The 10,197-nt window shown below is 66.9% G+C and carries 11 protein-coding genes; 8 read left to right on the top strand and 3 right to left on the bottom strand.

The features are described 5' to 3' along the window. The first annotated feature begins 165 nt into the window (after positions 1-165). From msrB to G342_RS0115495, 3 genes are all read left to right on the top strand, one after another. Positions 166-600 carry a peptide-methionine (R)-S-oxide reductase MsrB gene (gene msrB, locus G342_RS0115505; protein ID WP_018184075.1) on the top strand — a complete coding sequence of 145 codons (435 nt, stop codon included), beginning with the start codon at positions 166-168 and terminating at the stop codon, positions 598-600. A gap of 125 nt (positions 601-725) precedes the next feature. After that, entirely contained in the window at positions 726-2,861 is a 2,136-nt protein-coding gene (locus tag G342_RS0115500) for a S9 family peptidase (RefSeq protein ID WP_051094268.1), read from the top strand. An 83-nt stretch (positions 2,862-2,944) separates the two neighbouring features. Further along, positions 2,945-3,292, top strand: a complete 348-nt coding sequence (locus tag G342_RS0115495; protein WP_156830975.1) for a hypothetical protein — start codon at positions 2,945-2,947, stop codon at positions 3,290-3,292. 67 nt (positions 3,293-3,359) lie between these two features. Here G342_RS0115495 and G342_RS0115490 read toward each other — a convergent pair whose 3' ends face one another. After that, the gene (locus G342_RS0115490) at positions 3,360-3,962 is read right to left on the bottom strand and encodes a superoxide dismutase (RefSeq protein ID WP_018184072.1); all 603 of its coding nucleotides are present in this window, start codon (positions 3,960-3,962) and stop codon (positions 3,360-3,362) included. A gap of 296 nt (positions 3,963-4,258) precedes the next feature. Here G342_RS0115490 and G342_RS0115485 point away from each other — a divergent pair, with 296 nt between their 5' ends. From G342_RS0115485 to G342_RS0115470, 4 genes are all read left to right on the top strand, one after another. Further along, positions 4,259-4,699: a c-type cytochrome gene (locus G342_RS0115485; protein ID WP_018184071.1), complete on the top strand. Its 441-nt coding sequence runs from the start codon at positions 4,259-4,261 to the stop codon at positions 4,697-4,699. Between the two features lie 3 nt (positions 4,700-4,702). Further along, the gene (locus G342_RS0115480; protein WP_018184070.1) at positions 4,703-5,626 is read left to right on the top strand and encodes a cytochrome c; all 924 of its coding nucleotides are present in this window, start codon (positions 4,703-4,705) and stop codon (positions 5,624-5,626) included. Between the two features lie 95 nt (positions 5,627-5,721). Then, on the top strand, positions 5,722-6,075 hold the full coding sequence (locus G342_RS0115475; protein ID WP_018184069.1) for a YciI family protein: 354 nt from the start codon (positions 5,722-5,724) through the stop codon (positions 6,073-6,075). Positions 6,076-6,103: 28 nt separating this feature from the next. Continuing rightward, positions 6,104-7,336, top strand: coding sequence for an RNA polymerase sigma factor (locus tag G342_RS0115470; protein WP_018184068.1), 1,233 nt, complete (start codon positions 6,104-6,106; stop codon positions 7,334-7,336). A 5-nt stretch (positions 7,337-7,341) separates the two neighbouring features. Here the strand turns inward: G342_RS0115470 and G342_RS0115465 are convergent, their stop codons facing one another. Then, positions 7,342-7,920: an LOG family protein gene (locus tag G342_RS0115465; RefSeq protein ID WP_018184067.1), complete on the bottom strand. Its 579-nt coding sequence runs from the start codon at positions 7,918-7,920 to the stop codon at positions 7,342-7,344. After that, positions 7,917-9,314, bottom strand: a complete 1,398-nt coding sequence (locus G342_RS0115460) for a M20/M25/M40 family metallo-hydrolase (protein ID WP_018184066.1) — start codon at positions 9,312-9,314, stop codon at positions 7,917-7,919. Before G342_RS0115460 ends, G342_RS0115465 begins: the two co-directional genes overlap by 4 nt. A 194-nt stretch (positions 9,315-9,508) precedes the next feature. Between G342_RS0115460 and gstA the strand changes: the two genes are divergently transcribed. Beyond that, entirely contained in the window at positions 9,509-10,117 is a 609-nt protein-coding gene (gstA, locus tag G342_RS0115455) for a glutathione transferase GstA (protein ID WP_018184065.1), read from the top strand. Positions 10,118-10,197: the final 80 nt, after the last annotated feature.

The following is a 10,197-nucleotide window of genomic DNA, read 5'->3' as shown; positions in this document are numbered from 1 at the left end:
CCGCTCAACCCAAGACAAGGCGGACCGCAAAAGCGACGGGTGCGACAAGGTGATCAGGGAGCGATTGTGAATTCTCCCCGATAGCCTATCTAGAACAGGGAACGGAAGTTTCACCCGATTGCCATCTGCAGGCCGCTCAGTCCGACCGCAGACCCAGGAGCGCGCATGAGCACGACCGATCGACCGGAAGACACCCGCACCAAGATCGAGAAGACCGACGCCGAGTGGCGGGCGGAGCTGACGCCGGAGCAATATGCCGTTACCCGCCAGCACGCGACCGAGCGTCCGGGAACCGGCCCCTACCTGCACGAGAAGCGCGCCGGCCTCTACACCTGCGTCGCCTGCGGCGCGCCGCTGTTCCGCTCCGAGACCAAATATGAATCCGGCAGCGGCTGGCCGAGCTTCTTCGACGCGGTCGACGACGGTGCCATCGGCGAGGTGACGGACCGCTCGCACGGCATGGTGCGAACGGAAATTCGCTGTGCCAGCTGCGAGGCGCATATCGGCCACCTCTTCCCGGACGGCCCGGCGCCGACCGGCCTGCGCTATTGCACCAACGGTACCGCCCTGAAGCTGAAGCCGGACGACAGCCAGGACTGATCGGCAGCCGGGTTCGCGGCGCCCGCCAATGCGGGCGTCTCACCTCGAAGCCGCGCTTGTGCCATACTCGCTCTCCCCCATGCTGAGCCGGCCCGCAGGGCCGCCTCGAACGGGCTGGCACGCCGATGCGAGCCCGATCCTCGCTACCCACTCCCTCAGGAGCTTTCCTTCTCGTGAACCCGCCCATCGCCGCCAAGCGCCCCGTATCCGCCACCCATCATGGCGTCACGACCACTGACGACTACGCCTGGCTTCGTGCCGACAACTGGCAGGAGGTGATGCGGGACCCGAGCGTGCTGGCGCCTGACATCCGCGCCCATCTCGAGGCGGAGAACGCCTATACGGCCAGTGAAATGGCCGACACCGAGGCGCTGCAGGCGACGCTGTTCGCCGAGATGCGCGGCCGCATCAAGGAGGACGATTCCTCCGTCCCCTCGCCCGATGGGCCGTTTGCCTACGCGATGCGCTTCACCGAGGGCGCCGAGCAGCCGCTGGTCGTCCGCACGCCGCGCGACGGCGGCGCCGAGACGATCCTGCTCGACGGCAACAAGCTGGCCGAGGGGCGCGCCTATCTACGGCTCGGCAGCGCCGATCACAGCCCCGACCACAAGCGCCTCGCCTTCGCCTATGACGACAAGGGCTCGGAATATTACACGCTGCATATCCGCGACATCGAGAGCGGCGCTGATCTCAGCGACGCGATCGAGGCGACGACGGGCGGCGGTGTCTGGGCGGCCGACAGCAACACGATTTTCTACACCGTCCTCGACGACAACCATCGCCCCTGCCGTGTCTACCGCCACGTTGTCGGAACCCCGCAGGCGAACGATGTCCTCGTCTTCGAGGAGAAGGATCCGGGCTTCTTCCTCGGTGTCGGCCAGACGCAATCGGCGCGCTACATCCTGATCGACAGCCATGATCACGAGACCTCGGAAGTCCATCTCCTCGACGCCGAGGACCCGACCGGCGCGCCGCGCCTGATCGCTGCGCGCCAGACGGCGGAGGAATATTCCGTCGATCACAATGGCGACACGCTCTACATCCTGACCAATGCCGGCGGCGCCGAGGACTACAAGATCGTCACCGCGCCGGTCGCCACGCCCGGTCGCGAGAACTGGGGCGACCTGGTGCCGCACAATCCCGGCACGCTGATCCTCGGCATGACGGTCTACCAGGACTACCTGGTGCGGCTCGAGCGCTTCGCCGGCCTGCCGCGCATCGTCGTGCGTGCACTTGCCACCGGCGAGGAACACGCGATCGCCTTCGACGAGGAAGCCTATTCGCTCGGCATGGGCGACGGCTACGAGTTCGATACCAAGACGCTACGCTTCACCTATTCGTCGATGACGACGCCGTCGCGCGTCTATGACTACGACATGGCGACGCGCGAACGGACGCTGCGCAAGGAGGAGGAGATCCCCTCCGGCCACAACCCGGCCGACTATGTCACCCGCCGGGTGTTCGCGGAGGCCGCCGACGGCGAGACGGTGCCGGTGTCGCTGCTCTACCACAAGGACACCCAGCTCGACGGCAGCGCGCCGTGCCTGCTCTACGGCTACGGCGCCTATGGCATCACCATTCCCGCCTCGTTCTCGATCTCGCGCCTGTCGCTGGTCGATCGCGGCTTCGTCTATGCCATCGCGCATATCCGCGGCGGCAAGGACAAGGGCTTCCGCTGGTACGCCGACGGCCGACGCGAGAAGAAGACCAACACCTTCAAGGACTTCATCGCGGCCGGCGAATACCTTGCGCAGGAGAACTTCACGTCGCGCGGAAAAATCGTCGCCTGGGGCGGCTCGGCCGGCGGCATGCTGATGGGCGCCGTCGCCAACATGCAGCCGGACCTGTTCGGCGGCATCATCGCCGAGGTTCCCTTCGTCGACGTGCTCAACACCATGCTCGACGACACGCTGCCGCTGACGCCGCCGGAATGGCCGGAATGGGGCAATCCGATCGAAAGCGCCGAGGACTTTGCCGTAATCGCGTCCTACTCGCCCTACGACAATGTCGGCGCGCACGCCTATCCGCCGATCCTGGCCATCGGCGGCCTGACCGACCCCCGCGTGACCTATTGGGAACCGGCGAAATGGGTCGCCAAGCTGCGCGAGACGAAGCGCGGCGATGCCGTGCTGATGCTGAAGACCAACATGGATGCCGGCCATGGCGGCGCTTCCGGCCGCTTCGACCGGCTGAAGGAGACGGCCTTCTCGACCGCCTTCGCGATCAAGATCGTCGCCTCCAAGATCATCGGCAACGGCTGATCCCGGCCACCCCGGATGCGGCAGCGCTTGACTTCGTCCGGCGCTGTCGCACCTTAAGGACAGGGGTAATCGAGGGCATCGCAATGAGACGACTGGCTGCCATGGCACTGGTTGCATCGGGTCTGGCCGGGGCGGCCGTCGCGCCGCCGCCGGCCAGCGCGCAGGTCTTCTTCGGCCTGAGCTACGGACAGAATGTCTCGCAGGGCGACTGCAAGGCGCTGGCCGCGAAGCTCGGCCCGCGAAAAGTCTGGTTCTCGCGCTTTTCCGGCTCCAGGCCGGATGTCTGGGACCGCGGCCTTGAATCCGCCTGGGGCGTCGGCTGCTTCAGGACCCAGCAGGAATGCAAGCGCTGGCTCTACAACACCCAGTCCGACTGGCCGCGCCTGATGAACTTCATCCGCTGCAAGCAGGGCCTGCCGGACCGATACTGAACGTTCTCCCAAAAACAAAAACCCCGGCGCAAGGCCGGGGTTTCCGCAAGATATTCCGAACGCCGGATCAGACGGCCTTCTCGTAGAGCTCCAGGACGTAGTCCCAGTTGATCAGGCTGTCGACGAACGCCTCGAGGTACTTCGGGCGGGCGTTGCGGTAGTCGATGTAGTAGGAGTGCTCCCAGACGTCGACGCCGAGGATCGGGGTCGCGCCGCCATGGACCAGCGGGCTCTCGCCGTTCGCGGTCTTGGAGATGGCGAGCTTGCCGTCCTTGACGGCGACCCAGGCCCAGCCGGAGCCGAACTGCGTCGTGCCGGCGGCGATGAAATCGGTGCGGAACTTGTCATAGCCGCCGAGGTCGGAATCGATCGCCGCCTGCAGCTTGGCCGGCAGCTTCTTGCCGCCGCCGTCCTTCTTCATCCAGTTCCAGAAATGCAGGTGGTTGTAGTGCTGGCCGGCATTGTTGAAGAGGCCGGCATTCTTGCCGAAGCTCTCCTTGACGATGTCTTCCAGGCTCTTGCCCTCGAGGCCCGAGTCCTTCAGCAGGTTGTTGCCGTTGGTGACATAGGCCTGGTGGTGCTTGTCGTGGTGATACTCCAGCGTTTCCTTCGACATGAAGGGGCCGAGGGCGTCATACGCATAGGGCAGCGGCGGAAGTTCGAAAGCCATGGGAAGACTCCTATCGACCATGTCGGTGGGTTTGGGGCTCACGAGAAAACGGGGCCCCGGCGGGAAGGTTCCGAACGCAACATAGGCACCGGCAGGGCGTCCGGCAACTCGCCTCGGCCCCGATGCACAATCAAAGGTATGTGCGTTTCCAATACGGACGGGACACCGGCAAGCGATGCCCGGCGACGGTATGGCTGACGCATCATTTTTGCGTGACGGCATGGGACCGACTTGCCAGCGTCATCGTTCCTAGTGAGAGTTAGAACGATTCCGGACACCACAACGGAGGATAGTCGATGCGATTCAAGATCATTCTGGCCGGGCTGGCTTTGACGCTCGGGGCCGCGGGCCTGGCCCATGGCGCCGATGTCATCGCCGAACGGCAGGCGCTGATGAAGGCCAACGGGGCCGCCGCCAAGACCATCTTCGAAATGGTCCAGGGCAAGGCGCCGTATGACGCGGCTGCCGCGCAGGCCGCCTTCGAAAAGATCGCAGCCGACATGAAGGCCTTCCCGACGCTGTTCCCGGAAGGCTCGGACCAGGGCAAGACGACGGCATCGCCGGCGATCTGGCAGGACAAGGCCGGCTTCGAGGCACTGGCCGCGAAGCTCGGCGCCGATGCGACAGCGGGCGCCGCTGCCGCGGCGGGCGGCCTCGACGCCATCAAGGCCTCGGCCACGGCGGTCGGCCAGAGCTGCCAGAGCTGCCACGAGAAATTCCGCATCAAGAAAACCTGAGCCGTGCGAATCCGCTCAGCAGCCATCACCCTCCTCGCCGTCGCGGCCCTCGCCGCGGCGGCGTTCTGGTTGCTGTCGGCGCCGCAGCCCCTCGACGCCGCCGTACTGCCGGACAAGCCGGGCGACCCGGTGAAGGGCGAACGGCTGTTCTGGGCCGGCGGCTGTGCCTCCTGCCATGCGGCGCCCGGCGCCAAGGACGATGACCTGCTGAAGCTTTCAGGCGGTGTGGCGATCGCCTCGCCGTTCGGCACCTTCCATGCGCCGAACCTCTCGCCCGACAAGACGCACGGCATCGGCAACTGGAGCACGCTCGACTTCATCAACGCGATGAAGCGCGGCATCGCGCCCGACGGATCGCACCTCTATCCGGCCTTCCCCTATACGTCGTACCAGCGCATGACCGTTCCGGACCTGGTCGACCTCAAGGCCTATCTGGATACGCTGCCGGCCGACGCGACCGCCAACAAGCCGCACGAACTGCCCTTCCCCTTTTCGATCCGGCGCGGCATCGGGCTCTGGAAGAAGCTCTATCTCGACGGCCAGACCTTCGTCCCCGATCCGGCCAAGAGCGAAGCCGTCAATCACGGCGCCTATCTCGTCGAGGGCCCCGGTCACTGCAACGAATGCCATACGCCGCGGACCGCGCTCGGCGGGCTCGACAGGAGCCAGGCGCTGGGCGGCGCGCCCGATCCGAGCGGCAAGGGCCGCGTGCCCGACATCACGCCCGGCCCCGGCGGCATCGGCGACTGGACGGCGGACGACATCGCCAGCGCGCTCGAGACCGGCTTCACGCCGGAATTCGATTCCATGGGTGGCACCATGGCCGAGGTCCAGCGCAACATGGCGAAACTGCCGGCGGAAGACCGCGAGGCGATCGCCGCCTATCTGAAGCAGGTCGCGCCGGTGGCGGCGACGCCGAAGCCCTGAGATTCTTTTCGCTCGATTGTCCGAATCGGAACCGGTCCGGCGACATTGTCGTGAAGGACGGGAATGGTCCCGCTTCGAACCATACAGAGACGGCCATGCAATACGCTCTGCTCTTCTATGAAACCGATACGTCGTTCGCAGCCTGGGATCACAACCCGGAATCCGACGCCTATTGGGGCGCCTGGAAGGTCTATGTCGAAGACATGCTCGCCTCCGGCATCGTGCGCGGCGGCGAAGGCCTGCTCGGGCCGCAGACGGCGACGACCCTGCGCGTCCGCGGCGGCCAGAACGAGGTCCAGGACGGGCCGTTCGCCGACACCAAGGAGCAACTCGGCGGTTTCTTCGTGATCGAGGTCGACGACATCGACACGGCACTCGCCTGGGCCGCCAAGGCGCCCTGCGCGCCCTATGGCGGCGTGGAGATCCGGCCGACCCTGCCGCAGATGTAGGGATCCCGACAGAGCGGGGAGAGCATCGATGGCGACGGGACGCGTCGAGCAGGCGGTTCGCGAGAGCTACGGCCGCCTCGTCGCCATTCTTTCTTCCCGCGACCGCGACATCGGCACGGCCGAGGACGCGCTGGCCGACGCCATCGTCGCGGCTCTCGAGCAATGGCCCGAACAAGGCATTCCGGAACGGCCGGAGGCATGGTTGCTGGCTGTCGCCCGCCGCCGCCTCGTCGACCGGTCGCGGCGCGCGGCAACCGATGCGGCGCTGTCGCGCTCGCTCGCACTCCTCACCGAGTTTGTCGGCGAGGTCGATCTCGCCGCGCCGCGCTTCCCGGACGAACGGCTGAAGCTGCTGTTCGTCTGCGCCCATCCGGCGATTGATCCGACCGTGCATGCGGCGCTGATGCTGCAGAGCGTGCTCGGCCTCAGCGCGGCGCGCATCGCCGCCGCCTTCGTCGTCTCGCCGGACGCCATGGGCCGGCGGCTGACCCGCGCCAAGGTGAAGATCCGCGACGCCGGCATCGGTTTCGAACTACCCGACCCGCGAGAACTCGCCGGCCGGCTCGGGCCGGTGCTCGACGCCATCTACACGGCCTATGGCAGCGGCTGGGACGGGCTCGCCGACGACAGCCAGCGGCACGATCTGACCACCGAGGCGATCTGGCTCGCGCGGACGCTGAACGAACTGATGCCGGCGCAGCCGGAGGCGCTGGGCCTGCTCGCGCTGATGCTGCATCTGGAAGCCCGCAAGGCGGCGCGCCGCGCACCCGATGGCGCCTATGTGCCGCTCTCCGAACAGGACACCGGCCTATGGTCCCCCGCCCTGCTGGCCGAGGCGGAGGCGACGCTCCGGCGCGCCGCCACCTTTCGAAAGGCCGGGCGATATCAGTTGGAGGCGGCGATCCAGTCCGCCCATGTCGGCCGCCGGCTGACGGGCCAGCCCGACCGCGCGACCATCGCCGCGCTCTATGACGGGTTGTTTCACCACGCGCCCGGGCTCGGCGTCGCCGTCGGCAGAGCGGCGGCGAAGGCGGAGGCCGATGGCGCCGAAGCCGGGCTCCGGCTGCTGGCCGCGATCGACGCCGAACGCGTCGCCGACTATCAACCCTACTGGGCTGTGCGGGCCGAACTTCTCGCCCGCAGCGAGGTCGCCGATGGCCAGGGCGACGCGATCCTCGCCTATGACCGCGCCATCGCGCTCGCCGAAGACCCAGCCGTCCGCCGGCACCTGGCGGAGAGACGGGCCCGGCTCCTGTCCTAGATCGGTCAGCGCTCGGCCGGGCCGATCCATTTCGCCAGCGCGACCGGCTGGTAGTTCTCATAGCGATCGAGCAGCGTGACCGGATTGTCGTCGACGATCAGCATGTCGCGATGCTCGGCGCGCACGAAGCCGGCCTCGACGGTGTCGTCGAGGAAGGCATCGAGCTTCTCGTAGAAGCCGGCGACGTCGAGCAGGCCGACCGGCTTCCGGTGATAGCCGAGCTGGGCCCAGGTCCAGATCTCGAACAGTTCCTCCAGCGTGCCGAGGCCACCGGGCAGCGCGACGAAGCCGGTCGAGAGATCGGCCATCATCTGCTTGCGCTCATGCATCGAGCCGACGACGTGCAACTGCGTCAGATGGGGATGGGCGATCTCCTTGTCGCGCAGCGCCGCCGGGATGACGCCAATCGCCTCGCCGCCGGCGGCGAGCGCCGCATCGGCGACCGCGCCCATCAGGCCGACCTTGGAGCCGCCATAGACGAGCGTCGCCCCGCGCAACGCGATGGCGCGGCCGAGCGCGACCGCCGCGTCGCGATAGTCCGGCCGGAATCCGGCGCTCGAACCGCAGAAGACGCAGATCTTCACGAAGCGCTCTCCTCGGACAGTGCCGCGAGGATGCGCGCCCAGGAGCGGATGCCGCCATGGAAGCTGGTGAGATTGTACTTCTCGTTCGGCGAATGGATGCGATCGTTTTCCTGCGCGAAGCCGACCATCAGCGCGTCGAGACCGAGCACGGTCTTGAAGTCGCCGGCGACGGGGATCGAGCCGCCGGAGCCGACGGTGACGCATTCATGGCCCCATTCGTCGGTCAGCGCCGCACGGGTCTTCACCAGCGCCGGATTGTCGGCCGGCAGGCGGATGCCCGGCGAGCCGCCATGCTGCGTGAACTCGACCGTGCAATCGGCCGGCAGCTTCGACTGCACATAGGCGCGGAAGGCGGCGCGGATCTTGTCCGGATCCTGCTTGTCGACGAGGCGGAACGACACCTTGGCGAACGCCTGCGAGGCGATCACCGTCTTGAAGCCCTTGCCGGTGTAACCGCCGGAGATGCCGTTGACCTCGCAGGTCGGCCGCGCCCAGATCTTCTCCAGCACGCTGCGGTCGACCTCGCCGGCCGGCACGCTGAGGCCGACCTCGCCGAGGAACTTGTCGGGATCGAAGCCGAGCGACTGCCACTGCTGGCGCGTGCTGTCGGGAACCTCGCCGACGCCGTCATAGAAGCCCGGCAGCGTGACGCGGCCGTTCTCGTCGCGCAGGCCGTCGAGGATCGAGACCAGGACGTGGATCGGATTGCGCGCGGCGCCGCCATACATGCCGGAATGCAAATCGCGCGAGGCGGCGGTGATGGTGATCTCCTCGCCGACGAGGCCGCGCAGCATGGTGGTCACCGCAGGGGTCTCGGCGTCCCACATGTTGGTGTCGCAGACGAAGGCGAAATCGGCCTTCAGCTCGTCCTTGTTGGCCTGCATGAACGGCACGAGGTTGGTACCGCCCGATTCCTCCTCGCCCTCCAGGATGACCGAGACGGGAATCGGCAGCTTGCCGGTGACGGCCTTCCAGGCGCGGAACGCCTCGATGAAGGTCATCAGCTGGCCCTTGTCGTCCGAGGTGCCGCGGGCGACGATCTGCTTGGTGCCGTCGGCCGCCGTGACGATCTTCGGCTCGAACGGCGCGCTTTCCCACAGATCGAGCGGGTCGACCGGCTGCACGTCGTAGTGGCCGTAGAACAGCGCGCGCGGTCCCTTGCCGCCGTCCTGGTGGCCGACGACCATCGGGTGGCCGGCGGTCGGCCGGGCGCTGGCGTCGAAGCCGATCGAGGCGAGATCGGCGGCGATCATGTCGGCGGCCTCGCGACAGGCTCCCGCATAGGCCGGATCGGTCGAGATGCTCTCGACGCGGATCAGCTTGAACAGGCGGTCGAGGCTGTTTTCGATATCGGCGTCGATATGGGCGAGAACGTCGGCGAGGCGATCGGACACGAGCGGGCTCCAGCAGTGAGCGCGCGCAGGCACGCGCGGAAACGCCTCTGATACGCCCGACCTCTGGAAAAGAAAAGGCAAGGACCGGTTGACGCTGCAGTCACAAGACGTCGCATTGAACGGCAGCGCTACAAAGCCCACCTTAGGAAGTGATCCCCGCCGTCCGAGACGGCCTCTCCCCTAGGAAGTGATGCATGAAGCTGTTCTACGCTCCGGGCGCCTGCTCGCTGTCGCCCCATATTGCGCTGCGCGAAGCAGGCCTGCCTTTCACCATGGAAAAGGTCGACCTGCGCGCCAAGGCGACCGAGAGCGGCGATGACTATAAGGCGATCAACCCGCGCGGCTACGTGCCGGCGCTGCAGCTCGAGGACGGCCGCGTCGTCACCGAGGGCCCGGTGATCGTGCAGATGATCGCCGACCTCGCACCGGAGAAGGAGCTCGGCGCCGCCTTCGGTTCGGTCGAGCGCTATCAGTTGATGGACTGGCTCGCCTTCATCTCGACCGAGCTGCACAAGGGCTTCAGCCCGTTCTTCAACCCGGCCGTCAACGATGAAGCCAAGAAGAGCTTCAAGGAGCGCCTGATGCTGCGCTTCGCCTATCTGACGGACGCGCTCGGCGACAAGCCCTACCTGATGGGTGACAAGTTCAGCGTCGCCGACGGCTATCTGTTCACCGTGCTGCGCTGGGCCAAGGGCTTCAAGTTCGACGTCGGCCCGAAGCTCGACGCCTATTTCGACCGCGTCGCCGCTCGCCCGGCGGTCAAGGCCGCGCTGGAGGCCGAAGGCCTGCTCGCCGCCGCCTGATCGGCCGAGAAATATCCGCTCAAATAAGAAGATCCCCGGCGTTTCGGCGCCGGGGATTTTTTGTGTCTGGCGTCGAATGG

The organism is Kaistia granuli DSM 23481, assembly GCF_000380505.1.
GTDB classification, from domain to species: domain Bacteria; phylum Pseudomonadota; class Alphaproteobacteria; order Rhizobiales; family Kaistiaceae; genus Kaistia; species Kaistia granuli.
This window is presented reverse-complemented; position numbering and strand designations above follow the sequence as displayed.

Excerpts from the sequence above, each read along its gene's own strand:
- msrB (WP_018184075.1), top strand. The coding sequence starts at position 166 with ATGAGCACGACCGATCGACCGGAAGACACCCGCACCAAGATCGAGAAG.
- G342_RS0115500 (WP_051094268.1), top strand. The coding sequence starts at position 726 with ATGCGAGCCCGATCCTCGCTACCCACTCCCTCAGGAGCTTTCCTTCTC.
- G342_RS0115490 (WP_018184072.1), bottom strand. The coding sequence starts at position 3,962 with ATGGCTTTCGAACTTCCGCCGCTGCCCTATGCGTATGACGCCCTCGGC.
- G342_RS0115470 (WP_018184068.1), top strand. The coding sequence starts at position 6,104 with ATGGCGACGGGACGCGTCGAGCAGGCGGTTCGCGAGAGCTACGGCCGC.
- G342_RS0115495 (WP_156830975.1), top strand. The coding sequence starts at position 2,945 with ATGAGACGACTGGCTGCCATGGCACTGGTTGCATCGGGTCTGGCCGGG.
- G342_RS0115485 (WP_018184071.1), top strand. The coding sequence starts at position 4,259 with ATGCGATTCAAGATCATTCTGGCCGGGCTGGCTTTGACGCTCGGGGCC.
- G342_RS0115475 (WP_018184069.1), top strand. The coding sequence starts at position 5,722 with ATGCAATACGCTCTGCTCTTCTATGAAACCGATACGTCGTTCGCAGCC.
- gstA (WP_018184065.1), top strand. The coding sequence starts at position 9,509 with ATGAAGCTGTTCTACGCTCCGGGCGCCTGCTCGCTGTCGCCCCATATT.